Below are 15832 nucleotides of genomic sequence, written 5' to 3'. Positions count from 1 at the left end.
TATTATATATAAATAAAAAACTTCCTGCGAATTATCTAATATCTCTTTTAAAAACAGGGTATATTCATTATGATAAGGGATAGAAAAATTTTAAAGGGGACAGGTATTATATGTGGAAGGACATAAGAAATTGGCTGGATAAACTAACACCTGCCCAAGTAATATCCGGATATTATTTATTGGCAGTATCCGTATCGGTACTTTTATTAAGGATACCGGCTGTACATAAGCCGGGAGTGGAGGTTTCATTTATTGATACGGTCTTCACTGCTGTAAGTGCAGTCAGTGTTACCGGTCTGACAGTGGTGAATATATCAGAAACTTATAGTGTTTTTGGTTATTTTGTCATAATGTTCATACTTCAGTTTGGCGGAATAGGGATCATGGCGCTGGGCACCTTCTTTTGGCTCCTGCTGGGCCGCAGGATCGGATTAAGGGGACGCCGCCTTATTATGGTGGATCATAATCAGTATGCCTTGTCAGGGCTTGTGCATTTAGTAAAAGAAATTATTAAAATAATATTGGTGATTGAAACCCTTGGTGCACTCATATTGGGCTTTCATTTTCTTAAATATTATCCTTCGTGGGATGAGGCATTTCTGCATGCGCTGTTCACATCTGTCAGTGCCACAACTAACGGAGGCATGGATATAACAGGAGCATCTCTCAAACCATTTGCCGGCGATTATTTCGTGCAGCTTATCAATGTTATCCTGATTACTTTAGGAGCTATAGGCTTTCCTGTTCTTATCGAATTAAAAGAATATCTATTCCGCAATAAATGGAATCAGGAACAGTCTTTCAGATTTTCTTTATTTGCCAAACTGACAACTGTTACATATGCAGCTCTTCTTGTATTTGGAACTGTTATTTTGCTTGTTATGGAATTCAATCAATATTTTAAGGATATGAACTGGCATGAAAGCTTTTTTTATGCATTCTTCCAATCCGCTACCACCCGGAGCGGCGGTTTATCAACCATGGATGTAAATGAGTTTACAATGCCCACACTCATTATAATGAGTATTTTAATGTTCATCGGGGCGTCTCCAAGCTCTGTCGGAGGGGGCATAAGGACAACGACTTTTGCGGTTAATATCCTTTTCATCTATCATTTTGCAAAAGGAAATCGGGATATAAAGATATTTAAAAGGGAAATTCATGAAGATGATGTACTGAAATCCCTTGCTATCACGCTGCTTGCTATAGGAATGTGTTTTTTCTCTGTAGTCATTTTAAGCATTACAGAAAAGCAGCTTGAGCTCATTGAAATTATCTTTGAGGTTTGCTCAGCTTTTGGGACCACAGGATTATCATTAGGAATTACACCTGAATTGTCCATTATCGGGAAATGCATCATAATGGCCTTAATGTTTATTGGAAGAATCGGTTTAACTTCTTTCTTATTCATAATAGGCGGCAAAGAGAAAAAGCCAAATTACCATTATCCAAAAGAGCGAGTTATCATTGGCTAAAAAAGCAGCCCGGAATAGTATTTCCGGACTGCTTTTTTTAAGAGTTATTTCGAGGCATGGCGTTTTTTTTCAATCTGTTCCGCGGCTGACATCCTTAGTCGGATGCATGAAAGGATAGGCTTGAGGCGGTTTTTTGCTTTCAAGGAGTTCCTTGTTTTCCGTTGTATTCCAGCCGATATCGTTTGTAGGATGAATCCATTCGTCTCCAGCCATAACTGCAGGGTCTGTTTCATCACTCCAGTTTTCCAGCGGTGAACTGTTTGAGGAATAATGACTGTCCCCAATAGTTACGCCAAAAGAATTTTTGAAAGGAGGCTGAAGCTTCATGCCTGTGTCTTTAAAGCTGGGAGCTTCAATTTGATGTGGAAGTGTCTCGTTAATGCCAATGCTTTTATTTAACTTCTTTTTATTTGTCATAGCGGCTCATTCCTTTTTACTCTATTTTTTGCACTGCAGAAAAATTTATGAATGCAAAATAAGGAAGACACAGGGAGGAATGAAACCGTTTATTTTACTAAAAATAAACCTGTGTTAAAGCATGAAAATTAATTTAACACGAAGAAATTTTTTCAGGAGGAGATTGGGATGGCCAAACGAAAAGCTGAGTATAATGCTGTTGAAAAATACAGCAAGACGCCTAAGAAGAATATTCAGGAATCTGAGTTTTCAGCAGAATTCAGCCAGGAAGAAAATCCGATGAAAATGGCTAACCGCAACTCTAAGCATGGGAGAGAGGGAAGAGCCTAGTGGATCAAAATAAACCACGAAAAACCAGCCGGCAGGATGGCTCTGCCAATGTAGAATTCGGCATGGAGTTTGGTGATATAAATGCCGGAAAATTTTACGAGTTGCCTTTTATGAACCGGGATAAAGATCAAAAGAAAAATAAAGATAAATGCTAAAAAACCGGCAGATTTCTGCCGGTTCTTCCATTATTGTAAAGGCCCGGAAAAGATAGAGACTGTTTCAGAGCCTGAATCGAAATAGGCAAGAAGAAAAGAGTCTTTCTTTTCAATTATTCCCTCGTTAATATACCTTTCGATATCATAGGATAATCTTTCACTTAAGGTATGTTTGTATATTTCTTTTTCATTCAACTGAAGGCTTAAGAAGCTTTCTCCCAGCTGATTTGGGTTTTCAAGCAGAGACTGGTAAAGCTTTGATCTTTCGGATTTCTCAAAGCTTGGCTGCCACCATGGTTTTCTGGGCTTATATTTTTGTTTTGAAATATAGTCAAACTTCATTAGTCCTTCAGCTATATCCAGATCAGCAATTTCTTTTGTTTGAAGGAATTCAAACAGGCGTTTGAATAAATCCTCAAGCTGATGCCCGATTCGGGACCAGCCTTTTTGCTCCCAATAGCTGCCGAATTCCTGGAAGAAATCGAAGGGGGTCGGAAATACTTTTGTAACCAAATATTCAACAGTTGCATCCATTCTATGGTCATTCCAATATTTCTCTAACACATCTTCGACCTGTTTTATGCGAATAATGTCATCGAAGGACAGAACATTATTTCCTAATATTTCATATGGTGAATGGTCCATATAAATATATTGATGATCTTCTGCTCTTAAGCGAAGTCCGGTGCCTCTCAGCATTTTTAAGAAGCCGAGCTGGAGCTCTTCCGGCCGCATGGCAAATACATCATTAAATGTTCGTTTGAATGAATTATAATCTTCCTCAGGCAGGCCGGCAATTAAGTCGAGATGCTGATCGATTTTTCCTCCATCCTTTACCATTGTGACTGTTCGGCAAAGCTTGTCAAAATTCTGCTTCCTCATGACCAATTCATTTGTATAGTCGTTTGTCGACTGTACGCCAATTTCAAATCGGAATAATCCTCGTGGTGCTTCCTTATTCAGAAATTCAATTACCTCAGGTCTCATGATATCTGCAGTGATCTCAAATTGAAAGACAGTTCCCGGCAGATGTTCATCGATCAAAAATTGGAACATTTCCAAGGCATAGCTGCGGCTAATGTTGAATGTGCGGTCCACAAATTTAAGGGTTTTTGCACCATTCTTCATTAAATACCGGATATCGTCCTTGATTTTTTCCCTGTCAAAGTAACGCACACCTACTTCAATGGAAGAAAGGCAAAATTGGCAGCTGAAAGGGCACCCCCGGCTGGTTTCTATATATGTGACCCGCTTTGAAAGATGAGGAATATCTTCTTCAAAGCGGAACGGTGAGGGAAGATCGCGCAAGTCCAGCTTATTCCGCTGTGGATTAATGCGAACCTGGCCGTTTTCCCTGAAAGCAAGACCATGCACATTTTCCATATTCATGGTGCTGTTCAGCTCCGTCAGCAGCTGTTTGAAGGTTTCCTCACCTTCCCCGATGACAATGTAATCAAATTCATTTACATTCTTCATCCAATCTGCAACATCATATGTCACTTCTGGCCCTCCGACTACAATATGAATGGAGGAATCTATCTTTTTAATCATCTTAATGACCTTGATGGTCTCTTCGATATTCCAAATATAACAGCTGAATCCGATCACATCAGGTTTTTTGCGGATCAGGTCTGTAACAATATTCATTATTGGATCTTTAATAGTATATTCGGCTAATTCCACATCGAAATCAGGCTGAGCATATGCTTTTAAATAGCGGATCGCTATATTTGTATGAATATATTTAGCGTTAAGCGTACTGGCGATAACTTTCATTTATTTCTGAACTCCCTTTTTAGCAACTTAAACATCATATAATTGTATCATATTTTTGACTAAAAAAAAGGAAGTAAAACATTGACATATGTATTGGAAGATATACTATACTAATTATTATAATATTTATAAAAATACAACAATTTGTATTATAACTATAGTAAGATAGTAGAAAATAAAATATTTAGCTGGGAGAGGGAATGAATGAAGGTAAGTCTATTTGCAACATGTCTTGTAGATATGTTTCAGGGAAATGCAGGCAAAGCAGCTGTTGAACTGCTGGAGCGTCTGGGGTGTGAAATAGATTTTCCGGAATCACAGGTCTGCTGCGGCCAGCCTGCCTATAACAGCGGCTATGTGAAGGAATCGAAGGAAGCCATGAAAAGAATGATCACGGCCTTTGAACATGCAGAATATGTTGTTTCCCCTTCCGGATCCTGTGCCTATATGTTTCATGAGTATCCGCATGTTTTTAAGGGGGACTCTGTGTGGGAGCCCAAGGCAAAAAAGCTTGCAGAAAAAACATACGAACTTACTCAATTTATCGTTGAAGTTCTCAATGTGGACGATGTCGGGGCAAAATTAAATGGGAAGGCCACCTATCATAAATCCTGCCATATGACCAGGCTTCTTGGAGTAAAAGAAGCGCCAATGAGATTATTAAAAAATGTGAAGGGCCTGGAATTCGAAGAGCTTCCTGGCAAAGAGCAATGCTGCGGTTTTGGCGGAACATTCTCCGTGAAAATGGCTCAAATATCGGAACAAATGGTAGATGAGAAGGTTGGGCATATAGAGGAGACTGAAGCGGAAATCCTCATTGGAGCTGACGCAGGATGCCTGATGAATATTGGAGGCAGGATCGGAAGGCAGGGAAAGCCAATAAGGGTTATGCATATTGCCGAAGTGTTGAATTGCCGCTGAGTCATTAATGGACATGCTTTGTTACAGGAGGAATAGTTATGGCTATGAAAATAGGAACAAACGACTTTAAGGATCGTGTAGATTCCGGAATAAGCAATTCCTTTATGAGAGGGGCAGTGTCAGGTGCACAGGAAAGGCTTCAGACCAGAAGGCTTGATGCTGCCGCAGAACTTGGGAATTGGGAAGATTGGCGTTCGCTATCAGAAGAAATTCGCCAGCATGTTCTTGAAAATCTTGATTTTTACTTATACCAGCTCAGCGAAAATGTAGCTAAAAGGGGAGGGCACGTTTACTTTGCTGAAACTGCTGAAGAGGCCTCTGCTTATATACGTGAAGTAATTGAAAAGAAAAATGCAAGAAAAGTGGTTAAATCAAAATCAATGGTAACCGAAGAGATCCATTTAAACGCCACATTGGAAGAGGCGGGGTGCCAGGTCATTGAAACAGATTTGGGAGAATATATCCTCCAGGTGGACGACCATGACCCGCCATCACATATAGTGGCACCTGCCCTTCATAAGAATAAAGAGCAGATTCGGGATGTATTTGCAGAAAAACTAAGCTATCAGAACACAGAAAAGCCGGAAGAGCTTGCATGGCATGCGAGAGAAATGCTTCGCCACGAATACTTAACTGCCGATGTAGGCATTACGGGCTGCAACTTCGCAGTTGCGGAAACCGGTTCAATCACATTAGTGACGAATGAAGGAAATGCAGATCTTGTCACAGCCTTGCCTAAGACACAAATTACGGTAATGGGCATGGAAAGGCTGGTCCCGACTTACGAGGAAATGGAAGTTCTGGTCAGTATGCTGACCAGGAGCGCGGTTGGGCAAAAGCTAACGAGTTATATTACTGTTTTGACTGGTCCAAAAGAAGAACTTGATGTTGATGGACCCGAGGAATTCCATCTCGTCATTGTGGACAATGGCCGCTCATCGATATTAGGAGGGGAGTTTCAATCCATACTGCAATGTATCCGCTGCGCTGCTTGTGTGAATGTTTGTCCCGTATACAGGCATGTTGGAGGCCATTCCTACGGATCAATTTATTCAGGCCCGATCGGAGCGGTTCTGTCACCTCTTTTAGGCGGCTATGATGATTATAAAGAATTGCCTTATGCATCAACCCTTTGCGGGGCCTGTACAGAAGCTTGTCCAGTCAAAATCCCTCTGCATGAGCTGCTTCACAAACACCGGCAGGTAATTGTCGAAAAAGAAGGAAAGGCTCCTATATCGGAAAAGATGACCATGAAGGCTTTTGGACTGGGGGCCGCTTCACCTTCCCTTTATAAACTGGGGTCAAAGCTGGCACCCACAGCCATGAATCCATTTACATCAGGCGACAAGATTACCAAGGGACCCGGGCCTTTAAAGGCCTGGACAGAAATCAGGGATTTTCCGGCTCCTAATAAAGAAAGATTTCGTGATTGGTTCAAAAACCGGCCAAAAGGAGGCGAACAGCAGTGAACGGAACTATTCAGAATCGGGACGCTTTTTTAAATAAAATTGCAGGCAGACTGGGCAGGGAAAAGAGAATTTCGGGAGTTGAAAGGCCAAAATGGAGCTATAATCCACAGGATTCCATCTTTAAAGAAGCAGATGCAGATGAGCTTCTTGAAGCTTTAAAAACACAGTGCACGAAAATTCACACTGACCTTCTTGTAACAAAAGCCGCCAATTTGCCGGAAACTCTTAAAGAGATTGCAGCCCAGTACGGAGGCGGTCCAGTAGTGACCTGGAAGGATGACCGTTATAGACAGTTTGGGCTTACGCAGCTATTTGAGGAAATTTGGCCAAAAGAGAAAGTGGAAGTATATGAATGGGATTATTCTGCTGGAGAAATTAATGTTGATTACGCAGAAAAAGCAAATATCGGCATCACCATCAGTGAAATTACTCTGGCTGAATCCGGAACAGCAGTCCTGTTCAGCAGCAGAGACCACGGACGGTCAATCAGTTTTTTGCCTGCTGCTTCCATTATCCTTATTCCGAAAAGCACCCTGGTTCCGCGCATGACACAGGCTGCAAGGATCATCAGGGAAAGAGTGAGCAGAGGGGAGCTGGCTCCTTCATGTATTAATTTCATAACCGGACCAAGCAATTCAGCAGATATTGAGATGAACCTCGTTGTGGGAGTACATGGGCCTGTTAAGGCAGCGTATATTGTTATAGATGATTTATAATGCGTGAGCACCTGGCATCATAAGAACGAGAAAAAACGCCAAACTTTTGTTGGCGTTTTTTTGTAGCGTCCCAGGCGAGATTCGAACTCACGACCTACAGCTTAGGAGGCGGGCTATCCTAAAAGGAAAGACTTTGGGTAACTTTGAAGAACCCTTGTTAAATCAACATTTTTGAACTGTGAACCGGATTGAGTTGGTTAGAATTTGGGTTATAATGATGAGTTTCGACCCCAAATCGACCCCAACGACTCCAAATTAAATTTGTACCTAAGGGTTATAAAACACTCTGCACTAAATTAAAACATCATTTGTTTGAGTATATATTAATAATCTTAGCTATTAATTAGTATTAAATTAAGGTTTTAATCAAAGATCCCTACATCTGTTTAGTATTGAGATAGACTCAGAAAAATATTTAAAGCCCCTCTCAAGTTGGAGAAGGGCTTATATTATTTAATTCAAAACACTATACTAACTATAAGCGCAGTATACCTTTTCCCACAATTTCAGAGTCTAGTATAAACGCTAATATTGAGAAGTTTTATTCTCAATAGGAAAGTGAAGAGGGATATAGCAGCTAACCTATTTTTCTCGTGGCATTATGGTTTACTATTATTGTTTCCCCGTCTTTTTGCCATAAACATTACCAAGAAGTCATAGATTGCGAATAAAGCAGTTAAAATGATAATAGCATTAAAACCATGTTCACGTGGAACTATGAAATAAGAAAAAATAAGAGTTAAACCAAAAATTAACCAACCAATGTAATGCCATCTATAATATGACATATCTAATCCCTCCTAGCTTTTAATATACCCGCACTCTATAAGGTTCACCTGTTTCAGATTTTACTAATGTTGTTCGGGAGCTATTTGTATATAAATTTAATTGTATTTTACTCCATAGATAATTTGGATCAGTATCAGCAGCTGTAGCACCTCTTCTTTTAAAATATCCAACTTTCATATTCCAAGTAACCATTAATCCTGCAAAAAGAGCTGCTAAACTTCCGACATAGGGAATAAGATTTAATAGATAAGCTGTTATTGCAGCGACTGTCATTTTACCTTCTACTGTAACAGTAAGGTTACTCCACTTAGACCAAACCCAGGATCCTTTAATTGCTTGTATCCCAATTGTTTCTGTTTGGACTTGGTTATTATTAGTTGGGGTTGGGGCATGCCCTTTTGTGACAAAACCATTGATTTCCTTACCATCCACCTCAACAACCATTCTATTGGTAGATTTCTCTAAATCCTTAATTTCTTCTTCACTAAGGTAATCGCTGGAAACGCTTACGTATCCGTTGGACTTGTTGGTTTCGAACTCTTGATATCCCTTGTCGTCTTGAATAGTCGTGGTAATAAATTTATCATCATGAACACTTTTTACCTTATAATCTATTCCCTCATGTTTAAATGAAAAGTCGTGTGGCCCATTATCATGATTTAAAGTAACACCTTTCGATTGTGCATGAGGATTTTCTGCAGATGCAAAGTTTGCTCCAATGGGGAAAACGCCAAAGATAAAGAAAGGGCACATAAAAAAGCTTTTGTTTTTTTCAAAATTTAAATCGTCATGAATTATATTCCAAAAAATAACACTCTACAATCAATCAAAAGAATTAGATACTAATAAAGTTAAAATTTCCTAATTTAACCTCCTTTTCCTTTTCTACCAATTAGACGAATGAAATTTCTAAAGGTATCACCTAAATTTTCAATTTATTCCTTTTTTTGTAATTTAAATAAAAGTTATATAGGTGTAATCCTACAGTTGCTATAGGCTACGTTTCTGTTGTTTTTTTACATGAAAAATTATCATTTAAGTTGTGGGAAGCATATCTTTCGGATGGAAACATTTACTTTAGGGGACCGCTTACGCAAAATGTAAACTAAATTTGGCAATTTATTATTAAACTAAACCGCCGCATTAGTTTGATAATAAAGCATTAATCCATCTTTGATTAATGCCAAATAGGATTAATGCCTTATTTATTTACATACATTTGTAATACTCCTATTTATTTCCTATTCTTTCTTTTCGAAAAATTTATCAAAGTGACTTGCAGCAGTTTTATCAGCCTCTTCCAAAACATGGCCATAAATATTCATTGTAGTAGAAATATCTGCATGTCCTAATCTTTCGCTAATTACTTTTGCGTGAACACCTTCACTAATGAGTAGGGTTGCTGAAGTATGCCTAAGATCATGAAAGCGAATATGTTTAAAGTCATGTTTTTGGGTGAATCTTCGCCACCACTGGCCGATACTGTCCGGACGTATGGGCTTGCCGAATTCATTTCCAAAGATGAAAAAGTGATCGGGCCATTTCACTAACAAAAATGCTTTCTTAGGGGATTTAACCTTAACGATACCTTCTGATAAATTAGAGAAAACTGGAGTACTTATCTCTGAGAATGCAGAAAATGAAAAGTATAAAATTACCTTACACCCTATCAATTATCACGGGAAAATTGAGGTAGTTAATAATGAAATAGTAAACTTAAACGCGTCTATTTCAGTTTCAATATTAGAAACTCAGCCATCCGCTTCCATAATTGATAAAGAATCAACAAGAAAATTAGAGCGCTTGATTGGTGAAGAACTTAAAAATGAATTCGAGAAAATTCTTGAGGAATTAAAAATTTTAGAAACAGATCCCATAGGAATTGGAAGAAAAATAAAAAGTTTAAGGAAATATTCTCATTTAAGCAATGGAGAATTAAGTGAGAAGTATTCTGCACTAAAGATAAAGCCAAATATAACTGTAGAAATTAAGCGGCCTGGAGCAGTTAATTAGGAAAAAATTTCGTTCCGACCCCAAACCGACCCCAAACTTGGAATTCAAAGGTTTATGAATACTCAAATTGAATAAAATAAAAAACGCAAAACCCTTGATATAAAAGGGTTTCGCGCTTTTCTTTTGTAGCGTCCCAGGCGAGATTCGAACTCACGACCTACAGCTTAGGAGGCTGTCGCTCTATCCAGCTGAGCTACTGAGACATGTTGGAATAATTAAATTATGATTTGCATATCCTGTTTCTTCCTCTGCAAGCCTATACAAGGAGCAAATGCGTCGAAACAAAGCTACAGAGAAGTATTTCAGTGAAGTTTACGCTTAGCTGAGCTACTGAGACATGATGGCATAATTAAATTGGTAACACAGTTACTTATTATAATCCCATAATCAAAAATGGTCAATGGTTATGCTTAAAGTTAAAACCGGCCATTAATACATGACCGGTTTCTGATCTAACTTGTAAGTTTTTTACGATAAAATCTTGCATAAACCCTTGATTTATCTTTCAGCTTTTTAAGCTGTGAAGTCTTCAGTTCAATGATTGGCTGTGCAAATGAAGTAATCAATTTGCTTGATAGAAGCAAAGTAAGCAGCAGCGATATGCCGGCAAGCAGCAGGAAGTTTTCCGGTTTATTGAAAAAGCCCTGTACATCACTTTCTCTGAATACCCGAACAAAGAACCCATGCAGCAGATAGACATAAAGTGTATTTTTCCCTAAGTTAGTAAAGAAATATTGTTTGCGCGGAACGAAAGCAAAGAAGCTAAATACCATGATTATGCTTAGGATATAAAAGCCCAATCTCGTAAAAACTGCCCCAAGGGATGCTGCTCCCATTTCAGTGTATGGCTTTGATCCAAGCAGCCATTTATAATCCACTTCAGGGTAAAGATAAAAGCCGATAAAGACTACAGCAAAAATAGCGAACGCACTAATCCTGAACTTCGGCTGGAATAGAGCATATAAATGCTCTTTCTTTAAATAGTATCCCAATAAAAATAACGGGAAGAACACAAACGTCCTGGATAAACTTAAATAGTTTGAAATCCAATCAGCATATCCGACAGCAAGCCCTATGATAAAAGCAGCAGCCAGGGAGTACACCGCTTTATACTTTGCGAAGAATAAAAGCATGATATTCCAGCAGAACATGCTGATCAGGAACCATAATGACCAATGCGGGTTAAAAGGATCCAGCTCAAAGGTGCCTTTATTATATAAAAAGTAATAAAAAACGGAGTAAATAACCTGGAAAATGATATACGGCAGTATTAGCTTTTTGGCAATTTTCTTTATATAGCCTTTTTTATAAAAGCCTTTTGCAAAAAAACCGGATACCAATATAAATGCCGGCATATGGAACGTATAAATCACTTTATATACTGTATAAATAGTCTCATTATCTTCAATAAAAGAGCGGAGCAAATGCCCGAAAACGACAAAGAAGATCAGGATAAACTTAGCATTGTCGAAGTAAAAGTCACGTTGTTTCATATGTCCTCCTCTATTAAAGACCCCCAAAAAATACTCTCTCTGTCTTTACCCACTTTAACATGAAGCAAACTTCAATTCTCGTGTAAATAGAAGGCTTTATTTACAGAAAAAGTAAACTTAAAAAATTTTGAAATAACTGTAACATTCTGATTGAACCTCTGTTATATAAAAATAGCGGCAAACCAACATATATATTGTAAGGATGAGAATTCTTATTGCAAACCTGTTACATATTTTTTTAACTGATTTTTATTTTTGTAATAGATAATTGGCAGCAGTTCATATAGTCTGCCAAGCTTTGAAAAGCTGCTCTTTCCTGAAGGAAATCATAAAGGGAAATGTCCGAATAAGTGCCGGATTAAAAGAAATTGGAAAAATAATCTTCAAATGTCTATTTTGTTCTATTATAATGAATTGAAAGAATAGTAAAAAAGAATTAGAGATAAGCTAGTTCAATTGTTCGCATCCGGTTAATCACAAAGGGGGAATTATTTTGAAAGGGGTAAGAAGAATTAAATCAGGAAAGAAGGAACGAAAAGATTCAACCAAGTCTAAAAAGCTTGATATAGGAAAGTTTATTAATAAAATGGCTGGCACAAGCTGGTGGAAGAATCTGAAGCTTGGCCAAAAATATGGGGTTGCGCTTTTCGTGACTATTGGACTATTCACTGTTTCAACAGTTCTTACTTTTTTTCTGCTGACAATTGCCAGCACAAAACTGGAGGTTGTTAAGGATTCTGGAGAAAAAGCCATTAAAATTACTGAATCAGCGGCCACATTTCACCATAAAGGGAGCACGATTGGAAATTTTATCATTGACTCCAATCCTAAACATTTAAAGACATTTGACCAACTGACAGAAGAATTTAATAAATTAAAGGAGGAAATTTCTCCGGATCTGAGCAATGCAAAATCAAAGGACCTTTTTCAGCAAATTGATGAAAATGATCAAAAAATCACCAATTTATTTCATGATGTCATTGAGCCAAAAGTAAAACTTCAGCATGAAAGAGAATATAGGCTTGGAAAATTGCAGGCAGACAATATTATTTCTGAAACGGTTGGAAAATTGAATACCCTTAGCAGCATGATGAAAGAGGATCAGCAAAAGGCTGTATCTTCTGCAAAATCCAGCCTTATCCTTACTTTGATCGTACTTGGCATTTCAATCATCGTTTCCGCTATCCTTGGAATCGCGAGCATTGTTTTTATAGGGCGTATTATCTCAAAGAAATTAGCTTCCATTGTACAATTCTCAAATGAAATAGCAGAAGGAAACCTCAATGCGGATTCAGTAGAATATGAGGGTAATGATGAAGTAGCACAGCTTAGCAGAGCCATGAATTCCATGAAATTAAAACTGCAGACCATGATTCAGGAAATTAATGCAGTTTCCGGATATGTAACAGAACGAAGCGGAGAACTGAATATTGCTGCAAATGAAGTGAAAGCTGCCAGTCAGCAGGTTGCTTCAACCATGCAGGAGCTGTCAGGAGGAGCTGAGGATCAGGCTGGATCTGCAACACGTTTGTCTTTATTGATGGACGAGTACCTGGAAAAAGTGAAAGAAGCAGCATACAGCGGGAATGAAATCAAGGGTGCTTCCACAGAAGTGCTAACGCTTACTGAGGATGGAAACAAGCTTATGAAAAAATCCCAGGAACAAATGGGATTAATTAATCAGATTATGAAGTCGTCTGTGGACAAGGTTAATGGGCTGGATGACCAGACCAAACAAATTTCAAGGCTGGTTAAAGTTATAAAGGAAATTGCTGACCAAACCAACCTGCTCGCATTAAACGCAGCAATTGAAGCCGCCAGAGCCGGTGAGCACGGAAGAGGTTTCGCAGTTGTGGCAGATGAGGTGAGAAAGCTGGCTGAGCAGGTATCCTATTCAGTATCGGATATCACCAGGATTGTGGGAGGTATACAAACAGAGTCAAACAGTGTAGCCGTGTCACTTCAAACAGGCTATGTTCAGGTTGAAAAGGGAACGGGGCAAATACAACTGACTGGACAAACATTCCAGAAAATTTATGAGGCAATTAACTCAATGTCTGCCAATGTCAGCGATATTTCCAGCAGCCTCGAGCAGGTATCAATTAACTCTTCACATATGAACCAGTCTATTGGCAATATTGCTGCAGTATCTGAGGAATCTGCTGCAGGCATCGAACAAACGAGTGCATCAATGGCTCAGACTAACCATTCAATGGAGGAAATTTCAGATAATGCACTGTCTCTGTCGGAATTGGCAGAACAATTAAATGAAATGATTGCAAAATTTAAACTGTAAAATCCAGGCATACTCATGATAGGGTATGCCTCTTCCTTTCTATCCAGAGCACTTAAATAAAAAAATAATTTAAGATAGTTTTCCCTGAGATTTAAAGGTTTTAGTCTTATTTTGTAGAAATATTTAATTAATTGCAAATCCCAATAGGAGGAAATAGAGTGGTCATTATGAATCAGGAAATCAGGAAGCTCTATGCCAGGATTGAGACATTGGAAAAGGAAAATAACATTTTGACTAATGACAATTCATCTGGATATGATTTATTCTCTCACTCAAAAGATGGAATTTTAATTTTTGACAGCGAGGAGACAATAGTTGATGTCAATCCATCATTAGCTGAGAGTATAAAGATGGATAAACAGCAGCTGATAGGCAGGGGCCTGTATGAAATCGTGCCGGAAAACAAGCATTTCAAGCTAGAAAAGCAAAAGGAGCTATTAAAGAAGAATAATAGTGTCAGGGGAATCCTTCCAGTATATAGCGGCAGAAGTATTATAGAGTTTGATTTTACTACCAGTGCTCTTAATGAGAGCGGTCTTTATATGTGTATATTAAGAGATGTCACGAGTAAGCGGCGCCTTGAACGGAAAGTGAAAAAGAATGAAGAGCTATATGCGGACCTGTTTATAGAAGCTCTGGATGGCATCATTTTTTGGTGTGGTAATGGCGAAATCATCGATGCTAATGAGGCTGCTTGCCGGATTTTTGAATGTACACATGATGAACTGATCAAAAGACAGGTAAAAGATTTTGTCTATGAAAAATCGGAAAGATACAGAAACATTGTTAAAGAGATGTTCATTAAGGGCTCAATAAGGGATGAGCTTGTTTTTCTAATGCCAAATGGACAGTTTAAATCTTTGGAGTTTACAGTGAAATTGAACTCTGTTGAGGGCTACCATATGACAATCTTCAGAAATGTCAGTGAGCGTCACGCCATGGAAAAAAGCTTAAGGGAAAGCGAGCAAAAATTTCGGATGATATTTGAAGGAGCTCTTGAAGGTATTCTTCTATGGAACGATCAATTTCAAATAGTCGATATTAATCAATCAGGCCAGAAAATGCTGCAGATGTCAAAAGAGGATCTTGCAGGGATATCACTGCATAGTATTTTGAATGATTGCAATATAACTGATGATGAGTTAAAAGAGCAGATAAGAAGCATACACTCTGAGGGGCAATCAGACGGGAATCTTTCCATTACTTTAAAATCAGGCAGAAAGAAATTTTTTGAGTTTTCCAACAAGCTGAATATTTTTTCTAATATCAGTATGACCACATTTAAAGATATAACTGAGAAGCTGGAAATGGAAGAACAGCTTCGGAAATCAGATACCTTAAATGTCATTGGAGAATTGGCAGCAGGGATTGCACATGAGATCAGAAATCCGATGACGGCCCTTAAAGGCTTTATACAGCTTTTGGAGGGGAGTGTAAAAGAAGATCATACCATGTATTTCAATGTGATTACCACTGAGCTCAGCAGAATAGATTCTATTATTAATGAATTTCTTATTCTTGCTAAGCCTCAAGCTGTCAAATTTGTAGAAAAAGACATTTCACAAATTATGAAAGAAACAGTCGATCTCCTTAGTGCCCAGGCCGTACTGCACAATGTTCAATTCAGAACTTATTATGAACAGAACCTGCCCAGGGTTTTCTGTGAATCCAATCAAATGAAAAAGGTTTTTATCAATATAATAAAAAATGCAATTGAAGTCATGCCTAAGGGTGGATTTATTACAATATCCATTCAAAAAGAATCGGACCAAAAAGTTCATATATCCATAGGGGATGAAGGAACTGGAATTCCTGAACATAAAATAAAAAAGCTTGGTGAGCCTTTCTATACTACAAAGGAAAGAGGTACTGGACTTGGCTTAATGGTTACATATAAAATTATAGAAGAACACAAGGGAACAATTGAAGTGGAAAGCAAATTGGGCCAAGGAACTGTTTTCCACATCTATTTGCCCACATAA

14 protein-coding genes, 1 tRNA gene and 1 pseudogene are annotated in these 15832 nt (G+C 38.4%); 9 read left to right on the top strand and 7 right to left on the bottom strand.

Annotation, left to right across the window (positions count from 1 at the left end; genetic code table 11):
• Positions 1–110 precede the first annotated feature (110 nt).
• On the top strand, positions 111–1475 hold the full coding sequence (locus tag LLY41_RS16355) for a TrkH family potassium uptake protein (RefSeq protein ID WP_304585872.1): 1365 nt from the start codon (positions 111–113) through the stop codon (positions 1473–1475).
• Between the two features lie 69 nt (positions 1476–1544).
• Here the strand turns inward: LLY41_RS16355 and LLY41_RS16350 are convergent, their stop codons facing one another.
• Complete coding sequence (locus tag LLY41_RS16350) at positions 1545–1892, bottom strand: DUF3905 domain-containing protein (protein ID WP_095244005.1); 348 nt, start codon at positions 1890–1892, stop codon at positions 1545–1547.
• 168 nt (positions 1893–2060) lie between these two features.
• Between LLY41_RS16350 and LLY41_RS16345 the strand changes: the two genes are divergently transcribed.
• The gene (locus LLY41_RS16345; protein ID WP_179288984.1) at positions 2061–2222 is read left to right on the top strand and encodes a hypothetical protein; all 162 of its coding nucleotides are present in this window, start codon (positions 2061–2063) and stop codon (positions 2220–2222) included.
• On the top strand, positions 2222–2377 hold the full coding sequence (locus LLY41_RS16340; RefSeq protein ID WP_179288985.1) for a hypothetical protein: 156 nt from the start codon (positions 2222–2224) through the stop codon (positions 2375–2377). The genes LLY41_RS16345 and LLY41_RS16340 overlap by 1 nt, the downstream gene beginning before the upstream one ends.
• Positions 2378–2407: 30 nt before the next feature.
• On the opposite strand, the gene LLY41_RS16335 is transcribed toward LLY41_RS16340, so the two are convergent.
• Positions 2408–4153, bottom strand: a complete 1746-nt coding sequence (locus LLY41_RS16335) for a B12-binding domain-containing radical SAM protein (RefSeq protein WP_304585871.1) — start codon at positions 4151–4153, stop codon at positions 2408–2410.
• A gap of 204 nt (positions 4154–4357) precedes the next feature.
• Here LLY41_RS16335 and LLY41_RS16330 point away from each other — a divergent pair, with 204 nt between their 5' ends.
• From LLY41_RS16330 to LLY41_RS16320, 3 genes are read left to right on the top strand one after another with little or no spacing between them, the layout of a single operon-like run.
• Positions 4358–5074, top strand: coding sequence for a (Fe-S)-binding protein (locus LLY41_RS16330; RefSeq protein ID WP_095244007.1), 717 nt, complete (start codon positions 4358–4360; stop codon positions 5072–5074).
• A 38-nt stretch (positions 5075–5112) separates the two neighbouring features.
• Positions 5113–6543 (top strand): LutB/LldF family L-lactate oxidation iron-sulfur protein, encoded by a 1431-nt coding sequence (locus LLY41_RS16325; RefSeq protein ID WP_095244008.1) that lies wholly within the window; start codon positions 5113–5115, stop codon positions 6541–6543.
• Entirely contained in the window at positions 6540–7259 is a 720-nt protein-coding gene (locus LLY41_RS16320) for a LutC/YkgG family protein (protein WP_095244009.1), read from the top strand. Before LLY41_RS16325 ends, LLY41_RS16320 begins: the two co-directional genes overlap by 4 nt.
• 599 nt (positions 7260–7858) lie before the next feature.
• On the opposite strand, the gene LLY41_RS16315 is transcribed toward LLY41_RS16320, so the two are convergent.
• The 3 genes from LLY41_RS16315 to LLY41_RS16305 form a co-directional block, all read right to left on the bottom strand.
• Positions 7859–8047, bottom strand: a complete 189-nt coding sequence (locus tag LLY41_RS16315) for a hypothetical protein (RefSeq protein ID WP_095244010.1) — start codon at positions 8045–8047, stop codon at positions 7859–7861.
• A gap of 19 nt (positions 8048–8066) precedes the next feature.
• Entirely contained in the window at positions 8067–8801 is a 735-nt protein-coding gene (locus LLY41_RS16310) for a hypothetical protein (RefSeq protein ID WP_304585870.1), read from the bottom strand.
• Positions 8802–9289: 488 nt separating this feature from the next.
• On the bottom strand, positions 9290–9595 hold the full coding sequence (locus LLY41_RS16305) for a site-specific integrase (RefSeq protein ID WP_304588048.1): 306 nt from the start codon (positions 9593–9595) through the stop codon (positions 9290–9292).
• A gap of 34 nt (positions 9596–9629) precedes the next feature.
• Between LLY41_RS16305 and LLY41_RS16300 the strand changes: the two are divergent.
• Positions 9630–10061: pseudogene (locus tag LLY41_RS16300) on the top strand (Ger(x)C family spore germination C-terminal domain-containing protein); the annotation flags it as partial.
• Positions 10062–10190: 129 nt separating this feature from the next.
• On the opposite strand, the gene LLY41_RS16295 reads toward LLY41_RS16300, so the two are convergent.
• Both LLY41_RS16295 and LLY41_RS16290 read right to left on the bottom strand, forming a co-directional pair.
• Positions 10191–10264, bottom strand: a tRNA-Arg gene (locus LLY41_RS16295).
• Positions 10265–10513: 249 nt separating this feature from the next.
• Complete coding sequence (locus LLY41_RS16290) at positions 10514–11554, bottom strand: acyltransferase family protein (protein ID WP_304585869.1); 1041 nt, start codon at positions 11552–11554, stop codon at positions 10514–10516.
• Between the two features lie 493 nt (positions 11555–12047).
• Between LLY41_RS16290 and LLY41_RS16285 the strand changes: the two genes are divergently transcribed.
• Both LLY41_RS16285 and LLY41_RS16280 read left to right on the top strand, forming a co-directional pair.
• The gene (locus LLY41_RS16285) at positions 12048–13850 is read left to right on the top strand and encodes a methyl-accepting chemotaxis protein (protein ID WP_304585868.1); all 1803 of its coding nucleotides are present in this window, start codon (positions 12048–12050) and stop codon (positions 13848–13850) included.
• 167 nt (positions 13851–14017) lie between these two features.
• On the top strand, positions 14018–15832 hold the full coding sequence (locus tag LLY41_RS16280) for a PAS domain-containing sensor histidine kinase (RefSeq protein WP_286137279.1): 1815 nt from the start codon (positions 14018–14020) through the stop codon (positions 15830–15832).

This window comes from Cytobacillus firmus (assembly GCF_023612095.1).
In the GTDB taxonomy this organism is placed as follows: domain Bacteria; phylum Bacillota; class Bacilli; order Bacillales; family Cytobacillaceae; genus Cytobacillus.
This window is presented reverse-complemented; position numbering and strand designations above follow the sequence as displayed.